This is a genomic window from Streptococcus raffinosi (assembly GCF_030284685.1).
Taxonomy (GTDB): Bacteria; Bacillota; Bacilli; order Lactobacillales; family Streptococcaceae; genus Streptococcus; species Streptococcus raffinosi.
Genome location: NZ_JASUZV010000007.1, coordinates 12,590 through 32,274, shown reverse-complemented (window position 1 = coordinate 32,274; position 19,685 = coordinate 12,590). Strand labels below are relative to the sequence as shown.

Here is a 19,685-nt window from a genome sequence, read left to right as displayed (position 1 = left end):
GAGAGGCGGAGTAGAAACTTCGTCTCTTGTGTATGTAAGGAGGTCATAATGTCACAAAAAATTATTGATCTCGTGACGGCTGTCGTAGCACCAGCTATTCCTGAGCCCTACGAATTGGTCGATATCGAGTATGAAAAGCTTGGCAGTGACTATGTCTTGTCCGTTTTGATTGATAAGCCAGGTGGTATTACTGTCGAAGATACTGCAGACCTGACTGAAATTATCAGTCCTCTCTTGGATACTATTCAGCCTGATCCCTTTCCGGACCAATACATGCTGGAAGTATCTAGTCCAGGGTTAGAGCGTCCCTTGAAGACCAAAGAAGCTTTGACCAATGCTGTTGGTCAGTATATCAATGTTAGTCTTTACAAGGCTATTGATAAGATTAAGATTTTCCAAGGTGACTTGGTGGCCTTTGATGGGGAAACCCTAACAATTGATTATCTTGATAAGACTCGCCATAAAACTGTTGAGATTCCCTATCAAACAGTTGCTAAAGCTCGTTTGGCAGTCAAACTCTAGAACTCTTAGTGTAAATAAAGAAAGGATGCCAGTTTTGCCTTTGAAGGGCTAAAACGACAAAGAATATGAGCAAAGAAATGCTAGAAGCCTTCCGTGTCTTGGAAGAAGAAAAACACATTAACAAGGATGATATCATCGAAGCTGTGGTTGAATCGCTTAAATCAGCTTACAAGCGTCGTTATGGTCAATCAGAATCAGCTGTTGTTGAATTTAATGAAAAAACAGGTGATTTCCAAGTTTATACTGTTCGTGAAGTTGTAGACGAAGTCTTTGATAGCCGCTTGGAAATCAGTCTTAAAGATGCGCTTGCTATTAGCTCTGCCTACGAACTCGGTGATAAGATTCGTTTCGAAGAGTCAGTGGATGAATTTGGTCGTGTGGCAGCGCAATCTGCTAAGCAAACCATCATGGAAAAAATGCGTAAGCAAATGCGTGAAATCACCTATAATGACTACAAACAACATGAAGGTGAAATCATGCAAGGAACAGTTGAACGCTTTGACCAACGTTTCATTTATGTCAATCTCGGGACTCTTGAGGCTCAATTGTCACGTCAAGATCAAATTCCTGGCGAAAGCTTTAAGTCTCACGATGTGATCGATGTCTATGTTTATAAAGTGGAAAATAATCCAAAAGGTGTTAACGTCTTTGTAAGCCGTAGCCATCCTGAGTTCATCAAACGTATCATGGAACAAGAAATTCCTGAGGTATTTGATGGAACTGTAGAAATTATGAGTGTGTCTCGTGAAGCTGGTGATCGTACTAAGGTTGCTGTTCGTAGCCATAACCCTAACGTTGATGCCATTGGTACCATTGTTGGACGTGGTGGAAGTAATATCAAAAAGGTGGTCAGCCGCTTCCATCCAACACGTTTGGATGCTAAGACAGGTATTGAAGTTCCTGTTGAAGAAAATATCGATGTTATTCAATGGGTTGAAGATCCAGCTGAGTTTATCTACAACGCTATTGCACCTGCTGAAGTGGATTATGTCCTCTTTGACGAAAATGATAGCAAGCGTGCGACAGTTGTTGTTCCAGATAATAAATTGTCACTTGCGATTGGTCGTCGTGGACAAAACGTTCGTTTAGCGGCTCACTTGACTGGCTATCGTATTGATATCAAGTCAGCTACTGAATATGAAGCTCTTGAAGCTGAAAAAGCTGAGGCTGCTACAGAAGAAGTTGTAGACGAGGTTGTTGCAGAAGAAACTACACCTGTTGAAGTCACAACAGAAGAAGTAACAGAAGCAGAATAAAAAGAATTTAGAGGTGTTTGATGGCTAAAACACGAAAAATACCTTTACGAAAATCAGTTGTCTCAGGAGAAATCATTGATAAACGTGATTTGCTCCGTATTGTGAAAACTAAAGATGGTGAGATTTTCATTGATCCAACAGGAAAGAAAAATGGCCGAGGAGCTTATATTAAATTAGATAATGAGGAAGCTCTCCAAGCTAAAAAGAAACGAGCTTTTAATCATAGTTTTTCAATGGAAGTTCCTGAAAGTTTTTACGATGAACTTATCGCCTATGTGGATCACAAGGTCAAAAGAAGAGAGTTAGGTCTTGAATAACACAGAAAAATTGTCCAATTTACTGGGACTAGCGCAAAGGGCTGGAAAACTTATTTCTGGCGAAGAACTTGTCATCAAGGCAGTTCAATCAGGAAAGGCAAGATTAGTCTTTCTTGCCAATGACGCTGGTAGTAATGTGACTAAAAAGATGACTGATAAATGTAACTACTATAATATAGAATTCTCCACAGTGTTTAACGCACTGGAATTAAGCATGGCTATTGGTAAACCGAGAAAAACGGTTGCTGTGGTTGATGCTGGATTTTCAAAGAAAATGAGGACTCTTATGGACTAAAGAATAGGAGGGCATCACGTGTCAAAGAAACGATTATATGAAATCGCAAAAGAGGTTGGTGTAGAAAGTAAGGTTGTTGTCGCAAAGGCGCAAGAACTAGGGCTTTCTGTTAAAAGCCACTCCTCATCAGTTGAAGAAGCTGATGCTAATCGTATCACTTCAAGTTTAAAAGGAGGCACAGCTAAGGTAGAAAGTAAGCCTGCTCCAAAAGTAGCACCAGCTCCTAAGAAAGAGAAGGTTACGCCAAAAGCTGAAAAGGCTTCGACGTCCAAACCGGCTCCTGCTAAGGAAACCGTAAAGGCTGAAGCTAAAGAAGCTCCTGTGACGCCGAAAAAGCCACAAAGTCGTAACTTTAAGGCAGAACGTGAAGCACGTGCTAAGGCAGAAGCAGAGCGTCGCCAAAATGGTGGTGGTCGTGACAACCGTAACCGTAATCGCAATAAACAAGGTAACGATCAAGGTAAACGTCACAATAATGACCGTCGTACCCAAAATGGAAATGGTCAAGGAAACCGTAATAACGGAAACCGTGATAACAAAAATAATCGTGACCGTAATTTCCAAGCTAAACAGCGCAATGATCAAGGTCGAAATAAGCGTAATGATGCTGCCCACAACAATCAGGCAGGTCCACGTATTGACTTTAAAGCGCGTGCAGCAGCCTTGAAGGCAGAGCAAAATGCAGAGTATTCACGTCAAAGTGAAACGCGTTTCCGTGAAGAAAAAGCTGCAGAACAACGCCGTGCAAAAGAGCAGGAAAAGGCAAGACAAGAGAAGCATCAGGCAGAAGTAGCCGCTCAAAAAGCAGTTGCTGAAGCTAAGCCAGCTCCCAAACCAGCTCCGGTGGCTGCTCAACCAGCCCCAGCTGCACAAGCACAAGATACACGTCGTAAAAAGGCACGTCCTGATAAATCACGTGATAATCGTCGCGAGAATGAAGATGGACCTAAGCAAACAAGAAATAATAAGTGGAATAATCAAAACCAAGTGAGAAATCAACGAAATAGTAACTGGAACAAAAACAAAAATAAAAAAGGTAAAAACAACCGTGGTAATTCGGCTCCAAAACCAGTAACCGAGCGTAAATTCCATGAATTGCCAAAAGAATTCGAATACACTGAGGGTATGACGGTTGCAGAAATCGCAAAACGTATTAAACGTGAGCCAGCTGAAATCGTTAAAAAACTCTTCATGATGGGTGTTATGGCAACTCAAAACCAATCTCTGGATGGAGATACCATTGAGTTGTTGATGGTTGACTATGGCATTGAAGCAACCAAGAAAGAAGAAGTTGACAATGCTGATATCGAACGTTTCTTTGTTGATGAAGATTACCTTAACAAAGATGCTATGGTAGAACGTGCACCAGTTGTTACTATCATGGGACACGTTGACCATGGTAAAACAACCCTTCTTGATACTCTTCGTAACTCACGTGTTGCGACTGGAGAAGCTGGTGGTATCACACAGCATATTGGTGCCTACCAAATTGAAGAGGGTGGTAAGAAAATTACCTTCCTTGATACTCCTGGACACGCGGCCTTTACATCTATGCGTGCTCGTGGTGCCTCTGTTACGGATATTACTATCTTGATTGTAGCAGCGGATGATGGTGTTATGCCACAAACGATTGAAGCTATCAACCACTCTAAGGCTGCTGGTGTTCCAATCATTGTTGCGATTAACAAGATTGATAAACCAGGTGCTAACCCAGAACGTGTTATCGGTGAATTAGCAGAGCATGGCGTTATCTCAACTGCTTGGGGTGGCGATAGCGAGTTTGTTGAAATCTCAGCTAAATTTGGCCAAAACATTGAAGAATTGCTTGAAACCGTTCTTCTTGTGGCTGAAGTGGAAGAGCTTAAAGCGGATCCAAGTGTTCGTGCTATCGGTACTGTTATCGAAGCCCGTTTGGATAAAGGTAAAGGTGCAGTTGCTACCCTCCTTGTTCAACAAGGTACCTTGCATGTTCAAGACCCAATCGTTGTTGGTAACACCTTCGGACGTGTCCGTGCTATGACTAATGACCTTGGTCGTCGCATTAAGACTGCAGCGCCATCAACACCAGTTTCCATTACTGGTTTGAATGAAGCTCCTATGGCGGGTGACCATTTTGCCGTATATGAAGATGAAAAAGCGGCCCGTGCGGCTGGTGAAGAACGTGCAAAACGTGCTCTTATGAAGCAACGTCAACAAACACACCGTGTTAGTCTGGATAACCTCTTTGATACCCTTAAAGCTGGTGAAATGAAGACTGTTAATGTTATCATCAAGGCCGATGTACAAGGTTCTGTTGAAGCCTTGGCAGCATCACTTCTTAAGATTGATGTTGAAGGCGTTCGTGTGAACGTTGTTCACTCAGCGGTAGGTGCTATCAATGAATCTGATATTACACTTGCGGAAGCTTCAGACGCTGTGGTTATCGGATTTAACGTTCGCCCTACCCCTCAAGCTCGCCAACAAGCAGAAACTGATGAAGTTGAAATTCGTCTTCATAGCATTATCTATAAGGTTATTGAAGAAATCGAAGATGCTATGAAAGGTATGCTTGATCCAGAATTTGAAGAAAAAATCCTTGGTGAAGCAATCATTCGTGAAACCTTCAAAGTTTCTAAAGTCGGAACAATCGGTGGATTCATGGTTACTAGCGGTAAAATTACTCGTGAATCAAGTGCCCGTGTCATCCGTGATGGTGTTGTTATTTTCGATGGTAAATTGGCAAGTTTGAAACACTTTAAAGATGATGTTAAAGAAGTCGGAAACGCTCAAGAGGGTGGTTTGATGATTGAAAACTATAACGATATTAAAGTTGACGACGTTATTGAAGCTTACATCATGGAAGAAATCAAACGTTAATTTTTGTCAGATTTCTCAGAAAGAGCTGACTTAGGAAACAAAGCTAGGTCATCAGGCCTGGCTTTTGTTCCATTATAAGAAAATGAAAGGATGAGACTATGGGAAATTCATTTCGTATAGACCGTGTTGGGATGGAAATTAAACGTGAAGTCAACGAAATTCTTCAAAAGAAGGTTCGTGATCCACGTGTTCAAGATGTAACCATTACCGATGTGCAAATGCTTGGCGATTTGTCAGCTGCAAAGGTATTTTATACCATTCATTCAAACTTGGCATCAGATAGTCAAAAGGCCCAAACGGGACTTGAAAAGGCGACTGGTACCATCAAACGTGAACTTGGTAAAAATTTGACCATGTATAAGATCCCAGATTTGACCTTTATCAAGGATGAATCTATCGAATACGGTAATAAAATTGATGAAATGCTTCGTAGTTTGGAGCGTAAAGATTAAGATAACATTCCTGTCAATTATGGCAGGAATTTTGCCTTATAATAGAAAAAAAAGGAGGACTACGATGAAAGTTACAGTCTATTTGGGTGCTAATATGGGAGATAGTCCAAGCTTTAAGGAGGCAACAATTGCCTTAGGTCGCTGGATTGCTAAAAATGGACATACCCTAGTCTATGGTGGTAGTAAGATGGGTCTTATGGGGGTTCTTGGTGATACTGTTTTGGAAAATGGTGGACAGGTTCATGGGATTATGCCGCAATTTCTTAAGGATAGAGAAATTGCTTATGAGGGATTGACCTCAATGACGATAGTAGAAACGATGGCAGAGCGCAAGACAGCTATGTTAGAGCAGGGTGAGCTCTTTATTGCCCTTCCAGGAGGTCTCGGGACACTTGAAGAAATCTCAGAAGCCATTGCTGCTGCTCGTGTGGGTAAGCTGGACAAACCCTGTGTTTTCTTTAACCTAAACGGCTATTATGATGCCATGAAGGCCATGTTAGATACCATGGTTGCTCATGATTTTTTAGAGGCTGAAACGGCTGCAAAATTCCTCTTTACAGATGATTTTGCTGAAATTGAGGCCTTTGTTCAGTCTTATACCCCGCCTCAATTGCGACGTTATAGGTAAGTATCGGTGAAGAAAGGTTCTTCTGCATTTAAGTGGAAGGACTTTTTATAATCAGATGAACATTCGTGTAAGTTTCAGAAAATCACCCAAAAGGCTTAACAAAGACAATAATTTTGTATATAATGATGTTTGTAATTTTAATAATTTAATTAATTTTCCTCATCATCTGTGAGTAACATTCATAATCACCAAATACCCCTCTTGGTTTGGAAAACTTTGCCAATCATTAAAAGCATTTAATGATTTTAGGGAAATGTGGGATATAGGATGAAACGGAAGGGATGATAGTAATGTCTATTAGGGTTAAAAGTGTTAGTTTTGAGGATTATCAAAACACACAGGTAACCGCAAAGTGTGCCAATTTTCTGCAGTCTGCTGAGATGTCCAAACTTCAGGAGGGTCAAGACCATATAGAAAAAGAAGAAGCTCTGGTTTTCGAAAGAGATGGCTTAAGGGTAGGCCAAACAATAGTCGTTTATAAGAAGAGCTTTCGTATATTTAAAAAGGCCCTCTTGTTACATGGGCCCCTGTTAAATTACCACTCTCTTGATAGTTTGACAGAGCTACTTGAGGCTTTAATACTCTATTTAAGAAAGAAAAATATTGCCACACTTTCCATACACCCTTATCTGACAAATCTTATTAGAAATGAAAAGCTTGAAAATATCGAAGTAGATAAGGCCAGTGATGTGCTAAAGGTATTTGAAACATTAGGTTTTGAGCACTCTTTGGATTCGGAGCAATCTTTAGTAGTTAACCAGATGTTTGTCAAGCCAATTGAAAATTTTGCTAGTTCTGATGAGATTCTTGCTGCCTTTTCTCCATCATTGAAGCGAGACCTCAAAAAATTTACTGCTCTGAATGTCAAGATTGAAGAGTTGGATGAGCATCAACTTGACCAGTTCTACGATATTTTAAGTCGAACGGCGGAGAGAAAGGGATTTTCTGTTCATTCGCTGGTTTATTTTCAAAATCTAAAAAAATGTTTTGGCAAATCTGCAAAGTTTATGTTGGCTTATTTGGATTGTCCAGCCTATCTAGCTTATCTTGACGAGAATATTCAGTCTTTTGAAGCCAAGATTCAGGCTTTAAAAGAAGGTCCTCAGAAAAAACGTACCAAGGGTCAAATAGCAGATGCGGAGGATCAGCTGAGAAGCTACTACAAGCGCTTAGAGCAATTCAAGTCTTACCAAATCAAGACTGACAAATTACCGCTTTCAGCTTATCTCTTCATGAATTATGGTCCGGAAATTGTCAGCTTTTACGGAGGTAATGATGAAGCCTACCTTAATTTTGGTGGGGCGGTTTTGCTTCATTGGGAGATGATAAAATATGCTAAAAGTAAGGCTAAAAAGCGTTTTAACTTTTACGGTACTATTGAAACTGAGGCAGCTAGTTCTGGCAAAGGAAACTTTAACTTTAAGCGTCAGTTTGGCGGACAATTAGAGACGCTTGTTGGCTCATTTGATAAGACCCTCAATCCCTTCTACGATATTTTTAAGAAGACACTAGGTAAGGACTAGTTTCCATATAGAAAAAAGTCAATTGAGGCTAATTGTAATACCTCAATTGACTTTTTGTTGTTTACAAGTATTTCTTAGCGACTTCAATATCACCAGCATAATCAGTGCGTTTACCATTTACAATTTGAAAGGCATCAGCTCCCTTACCTGCGATAACAAGGGCATCTTTTGAGCCTGTAGTTTCAGACATGGCAGTTTTGATGGCCTCCTCACGATCAACAATGATACGCACCTCACGATTGATATGACTAGCAATCTCTTGGCAGATGGTAAGGGGGTCTTCCTTGTTAGGGTCATCAGCAGACAAGATGACATCTACCTCGGGGTAAGTGTTGAGGACATGACCAAAGTCTTTACGACGGCTTTCCCCCTTATTTCCAGGAGCTCCTAGTATCAAAGCAATCTTACCTTTTCGGTGGTCAGTTACGACTTGCAAGAGCTTGTCTAGACTGTCACCATTGTGAGCATAGTCGACAAATACCTTAGCACCATTTGCCTGAGTGAGAATTTCCATACGACCTGGAACAGAGGTTTGAGCGATCCCCTTTTTAATGTCTTCAAGACTGGCTCCAAGACGTAAGCAGGCTAAACTAGCAGCCATAGCATTATCCTGATTAAAGTCACCGATGAGTTGGATATCGTAATCACCAGCTAGTTTACCTTTTGCTTTAAAGCTAAATCCTGAGCTATGTTGAACGGAATTTTCAGAGTCCTTACCATAGAAGTCGTGGTCTTTATCAGCGACTTCCTCCGCAACAAAATCGAAGTGATCCATACCACTATTGACGATGACTGCTTGACTATTTTCCAAGAGCAGACGCTTGTGGTAGAAGTAGTCTTCAAAGGTTGGGTGTTCAATAGGCCCGATGTGGTCTGGACTGATGTTAAGAAAGACGCCTACATCAAAGGTTAACCCATAGACACGTTTGGTTAGATAGGCCTGACTTGAAACTTCCATAATCAGATGGGTCATGCCATTATCAACAGCTTCGGACATCATACGGAAAAGATCCAAACTCTCAGGTGTTGTTAAGGTAGACTTGAAGAAGGTTTTTCCGTCTAGTGTCGTGTTCATGGTTGAAAGCATAGCAGGTTTATGACTTTGCTTAAGAATGTTATAGGCAAAGTAGGCCGCCGTTGTTTTCCCTTTTGTCCCAGTAAAAGCCAGCAATTTCAGCTTGTCTTGAGGGTATTGGTAGAAGGCCTGAGCAACGAGGCTCATAGCTTGCTTGATATCTGAAACAATAATGGCAGGGATTCCCACTTGGTAATCTTTTTCGGATACGTAGAAGCTTAAGCCTGTTTTGACAGCATTTTCTAAAAATTCGCGCTTGAAGCCAGCTCCCTTGGCAAAGAAGAGGGAAGATGGTGTGACATCACGACTGTCGTAAGAAAGATGGTCAAAAGTCACTCCAGTCCATGAATAGTAGTAGTGACCTTGGTCAATAATATCTCTAAAATTACGGTCCTTTTTAAGAACCTCTAGAACTTGTTCAATAGTAATCATAGTTCCTATTTTAGCCTTAATGTTCTTGTTTTACAAGTCACAGCCAAAAGTTTATAATAAACTAGATTATATTTTATTCTCTAGAAAGAAAGTTATGACTGAAACTAAAACTGACACACAGCAGCAGCAGATGCTAAGAGGGACGGCATGGATGACAGCATCCAATATTATCAGTCGTCTCTTAGGGGCACTCTACATTATTCCTTGGTATGCTTGGATGGGCAAACAAGGAGACCAAGCCAATGCCCTCTTTGGTCAGGGGTATAATATTTATGCCCTTTTCCTTTTGATTTCGACAGCAGGGATTCCAGTCGCCATTGCCAAGCAGGTGTCTAAATACAATACTCTCGGCAAAATGGAAACGAGCTTCTTTCTACTCAAGCGTATCTTGTATTACATGGTCGGTCTGGGCGTCATTTTTGGGGTTTTCATGTACTTCGCTTCGCCTTGGATGTCTTATCTTTCAGGGGGAGATGGAGACTTGGTTCGAGTGATGCGTAGTCTTTCTTGGGCGGTTGTTATTTTTCCATCTATGTCTGTTTTACGAGGCTTTTTCCAGGGCTTCAATAACATGAAGCCATACGCCTTGAGTCAGATTGCGGAGCAGATTATTCGTGTCATTTGGATGCTGTTGGCAACTTTCTTCATTATGAGGATTGGGACAGGTGACTACGTGACTGCCGTTGTTCAATCGACGTTTGCCGCTTTCATCGGTATGTTGGCTAGTTATGGGGTGCTTTTCTTCTACCTTTGGAAGGAAGGTAAGCTCAAGAGTCTTTTTGGTAAGCAGGCCGTTCATCCTGATATCAATCCAACTGCAATTGTTATTGAGACATTTAAGGAAGCCATCCCCTTCATTATCACTGGGTCAGCGGTTCAACTTTTCCAGTTGATTGACCAATGGACCTTCATCCGTACTATGGAGAAGTTTACAAGCTATAGTAACAGTCAGCTTCAGGTTCTCTATGCTTATTTGTCTTCAAACCCAAGTAAGATTACTATGATTTTGATTGCCGTTGCTATTTCTATTGCTGGGGTTGGGATTCCACTCTTAACGGAAAATATGGTTAAAAAGGACCTTCGAGGGGTGGCCAAACTCATTATTAATAATCTACAGTTACTCTTGCTCTTTATTGTACCTGCTATTGCGGGTTCAGTGATTTTAGCCAAACCACTCTACACAGTCTTTTATGGAGCACCAGACAGTCAGGCTCATTTGCTTTTTGCTGCTAGTTTGATTCAAGTGATTTTCCTGGCCTTGTATAGTGTTTTAGCACCAATGCTTCAGGCCATCTTTGAGACCCGTAAAGCTATCAATTATTTTGCGATTGGGGTCGTGGTTAAGGCAATTCTTCAGCTACCATTGATTATTTTCCTAGGAGCTCTCGGCCCGGTTATTTCAACAGCTATCGGCTTAGGTGTTCCCATTGCTCTCATGTATAAGCGCCTTCACACAGTTACGCATTTTAGTCGTAAGACAGTTTTTAGAAAAGCTCTACTTATTTGTATTCTTACAGTCCTCATGGCTATTCCAGTTGCTGTCTTCTACTGGTTGTTCCAATTTATCCTATCTCCAACAAGCCGTATGGGAAGTGTCATTCATCTAGTATTAGGAGGCGGCCTGGGTATTCTGGTTTATGGTGTGCTTGCTCTTGTGACGCGTATGGCTGACCAATTGCTTGGTGCTCGAGCAGCTAGATTACGAGCTAAATTACATATTAAATAGTATTTGAAACCAAGTCTTGTAGCTTGGTTTTTTTCTTTCAACATTTTCTGAAAAAGGAGTATAATGAGGGCGTAAATATGAAATCGCTTTTATGATTTAGAATCGAGGAAAGGATTATGGGTAGTTCTAGACAGAGAGATACTAAATTAGGAACCTGTACCCCTGATCAGGTTTATCAGGTGTTGCGAACAAGCCCTCAAGGGTTAAGCACACAAGAAGTAAAAAAGAGACAAGCAACTTATGGTCCTAATCAGTTGAAAGAAAGCAAGAAAGAACCTATTTGGTTGACCTTTTTCAGGCATTTTACCAGTCTCATGGCCCTCTTATTGTGGGTCGGTGGCTGTATTGCTGTGATTTCTCATAGCTTGGAGCTGGGGATTGCGATTTGGTTGGTCAATATCATTAACGGTCTTTTTAGCTTTATTCAAGAATATAGGGCAAGTCAAGCCACGGAAGCACTGAATAAGCTTCTTCCATCCTACACCCGAGTTCTTCGTGATGGAAAGGAAGATAAAATCCTTGCACAGAACTTGGTGCCAGGTGATTTGGTTTTCATTGAAGAAGGTGACCGTATTTCTGCAGATGGACGTTTGATTGCTGTGACAGACTTGCAAGTAAATCAGTCTGCCCTCACTGGTGAGTCTAATCCCATTTATAAATCAGACCAAGCAGATTTGGCTCCTGATAAGACTGATTTGGAATATGACAATATGGTGTTTGCAGGTACCACAGTTTCCTCTGGTTCTGGACATTTTATAGTATCAGCCATCGGTATGAAAACTGAGTTCGGACAAATTGCAGACTTGACGCAAAACCTAGCTCAGGAAAAAAGTCCACTGCAAAAGGAACTAGACCATTTGACCAAACAGATTTCGGTCATCGCAGTATCTGTAGGTCTCTTCTTTATGATTGCAGCAACACTATTTGTTCACCAACCTTTGTCTCAAGCCTTCATCTTTGCCTTGGGTATGATTGTTGCCTTTATCCCTGAGGGGCTACTTCCTACAGTTACTCTATCTCTAGCTATGGCTGTACAGCGCATGGCTAAAGAACATGCTTTAGTGAAAAAATTGTCTTCTGTTGAGACACTCGGAGCAACCTCTGTTATTTGCTCAGATAAAACAGGGACCCTGACTCAAAATGCCATGACAGTTAATCATTTATGGACCTTGTCAGGTAATTATGAGGTGACTGGACTAGGTTACGCACCAGAAGGACACATTGAGCAGGATGGTCACCCTGTTTCTCTTAAAGAAAATGACCTCCTGAATCGTCTGGTCCGCTTTTCTCATTTGGCTAGTAATGCTCAAGTGGTTGCGCCAAGTGCTGACAATCCCAATTATACGGTCTTGGGAGACCCGACTGAAGCTTGTCTTAATGTTCTTGCAGAAAAAGCAGGCCTTGATTTAAATGACAACCACATCTGGGCTCCTCGGATTAAAGAAATTCCCTTTGATTCTGACCGTAAACGGATGACAACAGTACATAGTCTCGAAAAAGGTCTGGATGGTAGTCACCATATTTCCATCACTAAGGGTGCGCCTAAAGAAGTGATGGAACTTTGCTCAGACTATTATGATGGTCAAGGAGCAATCAAATCTATGACCACTACAGAACGTCAAGCTATTCTTGCTGCTAACGATCAATTTGCTCGTGACGGCTTGCGTGTTTTAGCTGTCGCTTATCGTCCTTTGGAAAGCCAACATATCAAAGAAGACGAGTGGGATATGCGGACCCTCGAAGAAGATATGGTCTTTGTGGGACTCGTTGCCATGAGTGATCCCCCACGTCAAGGTGTCCGTGAAGCAATTGAGCAATGTCACCGTGCCAGTATTCGCATTATCATGGTGACAGGTGACTATGGGTTGACAGCTCTTAGTATTGCCAAGAAAATTGGAATTGTAAAAGGTGACAATGCCCGTGTTGTTTCAGGTCTTGAACTGGCAGATATGACCGACCAAGATCTCAAAGAAGCTCTTAAAGGGGAGATTGTTTTTGCTCGTGTAGCTCCTGAACAAAAATATCGTGTAGTCAATGCACTTCAGGAACTTGGTGAGGTTGTTGCTGTTACTGGTGATGGTGTTAATGATGCCCCTGCTCTTAAAAAGGCTGACATCGGTGTAGCTATGGGGGTATCGGGAACTGACGTAGCCAAGGAATCTGCCGATATGATTTTAACGGATGACCACTTTGCTTCTATTGTCCATGCTGTTGAAGAAGGACGTGCCGTTTACCGAAATATTCAAAAATTTTTGACCTATATTTTTAATTCTAATACTCCAGAAGCTATTCCCTCTGCTTTCTTCTTGTTCTCCTTGGGGCGTATTCCTCTTCCCTTAACAGTTATGCAAATCCTAGCTATTGACCTTGGAACGGATATGATGCCAGCTTTGGGACTGGGGGTTGAGCCACCTGAAGAAGGCGTTATGAACAGACCACCAAGACGTCTATCAGATCGTTTGCTGAATCGACAATTACTATTAAAAGCCTTTGCTTGGTATGGTATGATTGAGTCTGTCTTGGCTATGGGGGCCTTCTTCCTTAATTATTGGGTTAATCAAGGGCACCTGAATTATCTAACTAGTTCAGGACCTCTTTACCGAGAGGCAACAACCATGACCTTGGGAGCCATCATCTTCACACAGATTGGTATGGCTATGAATAGTCGCAAGGGTAGAGGATCTATTTTCCAAATCAAACCATTTGCTAATAGAATTATTAGTCTGGGGATTGTCTTAGAAATCATTCTCTTTATTCTCCTGTCTTATGTGCCTCTTTTCCACACTCTTTTTAATACAGCTCCGATTGGTCTTGATGACTGGCTTTATTTACTCCTCTGTCCATTTATCATTATGGCTCTAGAGGAAATAAGGCACAGACTGTTTGATTAAAAGTAAGCCGACGGCTTACTTTTAAGTTATTACTAATAGATATAGAGGATGCCCAAAAGGTTATAGATATTAACTATAACTAACTATCAAGAATCCGTATGATGGACTTCCCATTATTTTTCAGAAAATAGTGATAAAATAGAGGACATAGATATGGAGTATATCCACTTTACCGAGTAGAAAGGACAAATTATGACACAAGAATATCAATTAGAAACTATTCTGGCACATGCTGGAATCAATTCGGATGAAGCAACAGGAGCCTTGGCTTCCCCTATTCATTTTTCAACAACATACCAACACCCAGAGTTTGGACATTCTACTGGTTTTGACTATACACGAACGAAGAATCCAACCCGTTCAACGGTGGAAAAAGCATTAGCTGCTATTGAAAAGGCAGACTATGCTATTGCGACAAGTTCAGGAATGAGTGCTATTGTTTTAGCCTTTGAAATTTTCCCTGTAGGTAGCAAGGTTGTCGCTGCACGTGACCTTTACGGAGGTTCTTTCCGTTGGTTCAACGACAAAGAAAAAGAAGGACGTTTCTTCTTTGAATACACTAACACAGAAGATGAAATGATTGCGGCTATCAACGAAGACACTGATATTGTCTATATTGAAACACCGACAAACCCACTTATGATTGAGTTTGATATTGAGAAAGTAGCTCGGATTGCCCATGAAAAGGGTGCGGTGGTTATTGTTGATAATACTTTCTATAGTCCAATCTACCAAACCCCGATTCCACTAGGTGCTGAAATTGTTGTTCATTCGGCGACTAAGTATCTTTCTGGTCATAATGATGTCTTGGCAGGTGTTGTTGTTACTAGCAACCAGGAATTTTATGATAAGCTCAGTTACAACCTCAACACTACTGGTCCAAATTTGTCTCCATTTGATAGCTATATGCTCATGCGTGGACTTAAGACCCTAAAACTTCGTATGGAGGCTTCGACGGCTAATGCTCAAGCAGTTGTGGCTTTCTTGAAAAAATCATCTGCTGTCAAAGAAGTTCTCTACCCAGGTAAGGGTGGGATGATTTCCTTCAAAGTGGCTAACAAAGATAAGATTCCAACTATTATCAATGCTCTTAAGGTCTTTACATTTGCAGAGAGTCTTGGTGGTGTTGAAAGTTTGATTACTTACCCAACAACACAAACTCACGCAGATATTCCAAGTGATGTGCGTGCTTCGTATGGATTGACAGACGACTTGCTTCGTCTGTCAATTGGTATTGAAGCAGCTGATGATTTGATTACTGACTTGGAAAATGCCCTTAGTCTTTAAGGAGTTATCTATGACATGTTATGATTTTACAACACAACCAAATCGCTTAAACCAAAACACTATGAAATGGCACGAAGCCGAAAGTAATCCAGAACTCCTTGAGCTTTGGGTTGCTGATATGGACTTCCTACCTGTTCCTGAGATTAGGGATGCAGTCATCAACTATGCTGAGACACATATTTTTGGTTATCCTTATCCAAGTGATGAGCTTTATCAGTCCATTATTAATTGGGAAAAAAATCAACATGGTTACGTCGTTGATAAAGAGAGTATTGTGCTCATTGAAGGCGTTGTCCCAGCCATTTCAACAGCTATTCAAGCCTTTACGAAAGAAGGCGATGCTGTTCTCATCAACACACCAGTTTATCCGCCTTTTGCTCGTTCTGTCCGTTTGAATAATCGTCAGTTGATTGAGAATAGTCTTGTTAAGGTTAATGGGCATTTCGAAATTGATTTTGAACAATTGGAACGTGATATCGTTGATAATGAGGTTAAACTTTATGTTTTCTGTAGCCCACATAATCCAGGTGGTCGTGTCTGGACTAAGGAAGAATTGGCCAAGGTAGCAGACCTCTGCCAGAAACATGGTGTCCTCTTGGTATCTGATGAAATCCACCAAGACTTGGCCTTGTATGGGAATAAGCATGTCTCTATGAACACTATTTCTGATGCTTACAAGGATTTTACTTTGGTCCTTAGTTCAGCGACAAAAACCTTTAATATTGCTGGGACTAAAAATAGTTTTACTATTATTGAAAATGAAGACTTGCGTAAGGCTTTTAAACAAAAACAATTGGCTAATAACCAACACGAAATTCCAACCATTGGTTTGATAACGACTCAGGCTGCCTTGACCTACGGTCAAGCTTGGTTAGAAGAATTGAAGACTGTTATTGAAACAAATATTAATCTTTTGACTAAAGAACTTAGTGAAAAGACCAATATTAAAGTGATGAAACCTGAGGGTACTTACCTAGTTTGGCTTGATTTCTCAGCTTATGAACAAGATCATAATGAACTTGGACGCTTACTTAAAGAAGAAGCCAAGGTGGTCCTAAATGATGGAATTACTTTTGGTTCTGAAGGGGAAAAACATTTCCGTTTCAACGTCGCGACCCCAACAACAGTTGTTGCTGAAGGTGTAAAACGTCTGGTTTCTGTCTTTGGCAAATAAGAGAAGGTGATGCTAGGCTTCTGCATCACTTTTTCTTGTCTATACATAGAGTAAGATTTTTATTGTGAAACTAAAAATATAAGAGTGACGCAAGTTCCAACTCATTAAAGACAGTGATGTTCTTAATTTTCTCTTTTCCAGGCAACAATATGTAAATAAGATTAGAAAAAATATAAATAACATTAGATTTTGCTATTTTAAATCTCATCGACTATAGAAGCTTATAGAATTGCTTGTTTTAGGCGTTAATACTTTGATACATGATAGCATTTTACAAAAAATGCGATAGTGTTATTAAAAAAAGATTGGAATTTGAATTAAAAAATGATAGAATGGAGAGCATGGATGACCAAGAGGAGAGTTTAAATGGACAATACAGCTAAATCACATTCGAAAGCAATAGCTCCAAAGCAATCCGAGTGCAAGAAGATGCGTTACAGTATTCGTAAGGTGGCAACTGTAGGGGCAACATCAGCACTTGTTGGAACTTTGGCATTTCTGGGAGTAAGCCATGTAAAGGCTGATCAAGTTACTGAAACAGCATCATCTGTAGCTACGACAACAACAGAAAAAAGCACAGTATTCATAGCATTAGCAAGTGAAACAGAAACAAGTACAGCAACTTCAGAAGTGGTCAACTCTTCATCTACACACTCAGAAGTAGAAACAACAGTGACTACGTCACAGTCAAGTAAGACAAGTTCACCGATAACTGAAGATAAGGCGTCTAGCACCGCAGTATCATCTTCACCGGCAACAACATCACCTGTTACAACAGAAGCTACAGTTTCTACCTCAGAGTCTTCAGTAGAGGAGCCAACACCTAAAGCAAACTCAGAATCAGCTGCTACCCACACAGAACTTGCACTCAAACTTTCTGAAAATAGTGCTGCCAATGCAAATCTTCATAAACTCAACGGTCGTATCAAGTCTATTGTCGAAGATACCTTGACTTCAGACCAAATTGTTGCCTTAACTGAAGAAGAACTTAAAGCTCTCAACAAAGTTGATTTTAGCGACAAAACAATCAAGGGTACGGGCACTAGCTTGACTTACCGTAACTTGAAAGATATCGTTGCTAGTTTCTTAAAGCAAGATAGCAAGTTGGCAGTTCCTTACTTTAAGGCGGATACAATTATCAATATGCCTGCCTTCAATACTGTCGACGCCCAAACCATGGAAAAAGAAGAAATCGATGTTTGGGATTCTTGGCCAGTCCAAGATGCTGAATCGGGAGTTGTAAGCAATTGGAACGGTTATCAATTGGTCATTGCAATGGCTGGTGCACCAAAGAAAAACTCGAATCATATCTATTTGCTATATAGTAAATATGGAGATAATGATTTCACTCATTGGAAAAATGCAGGTCCAATCTTTGGTTATCATGCTCTTGAGGATGACCAACAATGGTCGGGTTCAGCGACTGTTAACTCTGATGGTAGCATCCAGCTCTTCTATACTATGAATGATACCAGTGCTGGTAAGTTGAACTGGCAACAATTGGCTAGTGCAACACTTAACTTGGCTGTTGAAAATGATGACGTTGTTCTCAAATCAGTGGAAAATGATCATATTCTTTTTGATGGAGACAATTACCATTACCAAAGTTATCCAAAATTCATGGATACTTTTAATGACGACCACAACCATGACGGTATTCCTGACCGTGCGGATAACTATTGTCTTCGTGATCCACATATCATTGAAGACAAAGGAAGCCGTTACCTTATTTTCGAATCAAATACGGGTGATGAAAATTACCAAGGCGAAAAACAAGTCTATACCTGGTCAAACTATGGAGGAGATGACGCCTTCAATCTTAAGTCATTCCTTAATATCATCAATAATAAACACCTCTATGACCTTGCATCATGGGCCAACGGTTCTATCGGCATCATAAAACTCGATGATAATGAGAAAAATCCATCTGTCGCCGAACTCTACACTCCTCTTGTTACCAGTCATATGGTTACTGATGAAGTAGAGCGTCCAAGTGTTGTTAAGATGGGTAACAAATATTACCTTTTCGCTGCCTCACGTATCAGTAAATCTACGGATGCTGAAGGTACTGTAGCGGTTCGTGGAGCTGTTGGTGATGACGTTGTTATGTTAGGCTTCGTTTCAGATAGCCTTCGAGGCAAATACCGTCCACTTAATGGTTCAGGTGTGGTCTTGACAGCTTCTGTACCAGCTGACTGGCGTACGTCCACCTATTCTTATTATGCTGTTCCTGTTGAAGGCTCACCGGATACCCTTTTGGTTACTTCTTATATGACTAATCGTGGTGGTGTTGCTGGTGCTGAGAATAAATCAACATGGGCCCCAAGCTTCCTCATCAAGATGAATGCAGATGATACTACAGTAGTTCTCCCTAAGATGACTAACCAAGGAGATTGGATTTGGGACCAGTCAAGTGAAAGTTTGGTACACGTGGGTGATCAAAACACTGCTAAATTACCGAACGAAGACTTTAAAGTAGATTATCATGTGGTGTCAAATTATGGTCTTAAACCCCATACTTACCCTGCAGTTGCAGTTTCAACAGGTGTCTCTGAGGCTCATGATGTCTTGACTGTTACCGTTAAAGATAGCGAAAGTAATAATACTGGCAAGTCAGAAGGGTCAATAAGTCCAACAGATGGTAACCATTCTGCTGATGATAAGACTAAACCGACCGATGGTAATCAATCGTCAGTTGATAATGTAGACAAGCCAACAAGTCCAACGAATCCAGATTCTCCAATTCGTAGACCATTCCCATATTTTGCAGATCGTTCTGCTAATGATGGGGAATTTTATGAAGAAGATTATGAAGAGGTTCCGGAAAAACCCTCAACAGGGGATACTATAAGTAGCAGACATACCGTCGCACAAGCTACAGATATTGTGACACCATTACCAGAAGCTATTTCATCAAGTGAACCAGCTGTTCCAACGACTGTTGCTAAAGAAGGGATTAGTACTGAAGCGGAGTCTCCTAAAGTAACTAAGTCCCACGAATCAAGTGAGGTTGAGGTAGCAACTAAGTCAGATGAAGTCGTTAAGTCTGAAAAGACAGATACAGATAAAGATAATAAGACTAAAGTTGCTGCTAAACTTGCCATTACACATAAGACACCGAGTGTCTCTGAAGGACCAAATGCCAATATACTGACAATTTTAGCAACGATCTTTGCAGCGATTGCGAGTCTATCTCTTTTTGGTTATGGATTGGTTACGGGTAAAATTCAGTTGCCTAAAAAATAAGCATT

The 19,685-nt window shown here is 40.9% G+C and carries 14 protein-coding genes; 13 read left to right on the top strand and 1 reads right to left on the bottom strand.

What is annotated here, in order from left to right; genetic code table 11:
* Positions 1–48 precede the first annotated feature (48 nt).
* The 8 genes from rimP (at position 49) to QRD39_RS05720 (ending at position 7,849) form a co-directional block, all read left to right on the top strand.
* Positions 49–522: a ribosome maturation factor RimP gene (gene rimP, locus QRD39_RS05755; RefSeq protein ID WP_037613382.1), complete on the top strand. Its 474-nt coding sequence runs from the start codon at positions 49–51 to the stop codon at positions 520–522.
* Positions 523–587: 65 nt separating this feature from the next.
* Positions 588–1,778 (top strand): transcription termination factor NusA, encoded by a 1,191-nt coding sequence (nusA, locus tag QRD39_RS05750; RefSeq protein ID WP_002889164.1) that lies wholly within the window; start codon positions 588–590, stop codon positions 1,776–1,778.
* 20 nt (positions 1,779–1,798) lie between these two features.
* The gene (rnpM, locus tag QRD39_RS05745; RefSeq protein WP_008535929.1) at positions 1,799–2,095 is read left to right on the top strand and encodes an RNase P modulator RnpM; all 297 of its coding nucleotides are present in this window, start codon (positions 1,799–1,801) and stop codon (positions 2,093–2,095) included.
* Positions 2,088–2,390 (top strand): YlxQ-related RNA-binding protein, encoded by a 303-nt coding sequence (locus QRD39_RS05740; RefSeq protein WP_002889162.1) that lies wholly within the window; start codon positions 2,088–2,090, stop codon positions 2,388–2,390. The genes rnpM and QRD39_RS05740 overlap by 8 nt, the downstream gene beginning before the upstream one ends.
* 18 nt (positions 2,391–2,408) lie before the next feature.
* On the top strand, positions 2,409–5,246 hold the full coding sequence (gene infB, locus QRD39_RS05735) for a translation initiation factor IF-2 (protein ID WP_285955950.1): 2,838 nt from the start codon (positions 2,409–2,411) through the stop codon (positions 5,244–5,246).
* 98 nt (positions 5,247–5,344) lie between these two features.
* Positions 5,345–5,698, top strand: coding sequence for a 30S ribosome-binding factor RbfA (gene rbfA, locus QRD39_RS05730; RefSeq protein ID WP_021145060.1), 354 nt, complete (start codon positions 5,345–5,347; stop codon positions 5,696–5,698).
* Positions 5,699–5,762: 64 nt separating this feature from the next.
* Complete coding sequence (locus QRD39_RS05725) at positions 5,763–6,326, top strand: LOG family protein (protein WP_002889158.1); 564 nt, start codon at positions 5,763–5,765, stop codon at positions 6,324–6,326.
* A gap of 290 nt (positions 6,327–6,616) precedes the next feature.
* The gene (locus QRD39_RS05720; RefSeq protein ID WP_285955949.1) at positions 6,617–7,849 is read left to right on the top strand and encodes a lipid II:glycine glycyltransferase FemX; all 1,233 of its coding nucleotides are present in this window, start codon (positions 6,617–6,619) and stop codon (positions 7,847–7,849) included.
* Between the two features lie 61 nt (positions 7,850–7,910).
* On the opposite strand, the gene QRD39_RS05715 is transcribed toward QRD39_RS05720, so the two are convergent.
* Positions 7,911–9,356 carry a UDP-N-acetylmuramoyl-L-alanyl-D-glutamate--L-lysine ligase gene (locus QRD39_RS05715; RefSeq protein WP_285955948.1) on the bottom strand — a complete coding sequence of 482 codons (1,446 nt, stop codon included), beginning with the start codon at positions 9,354–9,356 and terminating at the stop codon, positions 7,911–7,913.
* Positions 9,357–9,450: 94 nt separating this feature from the next.
* On the opposite strand from QRD39_RS05715, the gene QRD39_RS05710 reads away from it, so the two are divergent.
* The 5 genes from QRD39_RS05710 to QRD39_RS05690 all read left to right on the top strand — a co-directional run bounded on the left by QRD39_RS05710 (position 9,451) and on the right by QRD39_RS05690 (position 19,680).
* Positions 9,451–11,082, top strand: a complete 1,632-nt coding sequence (locus tag QRD39_RS05710; protein ID WP_285955947.1) for a putative polysaccharide biosynthesis protein — start codon at positions 9,451–9,453, stop codon at positions 11,080–11,082.
* A gap of 116 nt (positions 11,083–11,198) precedes the next feature.
* Complete coding sequence (locus tag QRD39_RS05705) at positions 11,199–13,973, top strand: cation-translocating P-type ATPase (RefSeq protein ID WP_285955946.1); 2,775 nt, start codon at positions 11,199–11,201, stop codon at positions 13,971–13,973.
* A 192-nt stretch (positions 13,974–14,165) separates the two neighbouring features.
* A complete protein-coding gene (locus QRD39_RS05700) occupies positions 14,166–15,260 on the top strand; it encodes a cystathionine gamma-synthase (RefSeq protein WP_285955945.1) in 1,095 nt (364 codons plus the stop codon).
* 10 nt (positions 15,261–15,270) lie between these two features.
* Positions 15,271–16,434: a MalY/PatB family protein gene (locus QRD39_RS05695; RefSeq protein ID WP_285955944.1), complete on the top strand. Its 1,164-nt coding sequence runs from the start codon at positions 15,271–15,273 to the stop codon at positions 16,432–16,434.
* Between the two features lie 366 nt (positions 16,435–16,800).
* Positions 16,801–19,680, top strand: coding sequence for a glycoside hydrolase family 68 protein (locus QRD39_RS05690; protein ID WP_285955943.1), 2,880 nt, complete (start codon positions 16,801–16,803; stop codon positions 19,678–19,680).
* The last annotated feature ends 5 nt before the right edge of the window (positions 19,681–19,685 follow it).

Coding starts and splice junctions, on each gene's coding strand:
- rimP (WP_037613382.1), top strand. CDS start 49: ATGTCACAAAAAATTATTGATCTCGTGACGGCTGTCGTAGCACCAGCT.
- nusA (WP_002889164.1), top strand. CDS start 588: ATGAGCAAAGAAATGCTAGAAGCCTTCCGTGTCTTGGAAGAAGAAAAA.
- rnpM (WP_008535929.1), top strand. CDS start 1,799: ATGGCTAAAACACGAAAAATACCTTTACGAAAATCAGTTGTCTCAGGA.
- rbfA (WP_021145060.1), top strand. CDS start 5,345: ATGGGAAATTCATTTCGTATAGACCGTGTTGGGATGGAAATTAAACGT.
- QRD39_RS05725 (WP_002889158.1), top strand. CDS start 5,763: ATGAAAGTTACAGTCTATTTGGGTGCTAATATGGGAGATAGTCCAAGC.
- QRD39_RS05720 (WP_285955949.1), top strand. CDS start 6,617: ATGTCTATTAGGGTTAAAAGTGTTAGTTTTGAGGATTATCAAAACACA.
- QRD39_RS05715 (WP_285955948.1), bottom strand. CDS start 9,356: ATGATTACTATTGAACAAGTTCTAGAGGTTCTTAAAAAGGACCGTAAT.
- QRD39_RS05710 (WP_285955947.1), top strand. CDS start 9,451: ATGACTGAAACTAAAACTGACACACAGCAGCAGCAGATGCTAAGAGGG.
- QRD39_RS05705 (WP_285955946.1), top strand. CDS start 11,199: ATGGGTAGTTCTAGACAGAGAGATACTAAATTAGGAACCTGTACCCCT.
- QRD39_RS05700 (WP_285955945.1), top strand. CDS start 14,166: ATGACACAAGAATATCAATTAGAAACTATTCTGGCACATGCTGGAATC.
- QRD39_RS05695 (WP_285955944.1), top strand. CDS start 15,271: ATGACATGTTATGATTTTACAACACAACCAAATCGCTTAAACCAAAAC.
- QRD39_RS05690 (WP_285955943.1), top strand. CDS start 16,801: ATGGACAATACAGCTAAATCACATTCGAAAGCAATAGCTCCAAAGCAA.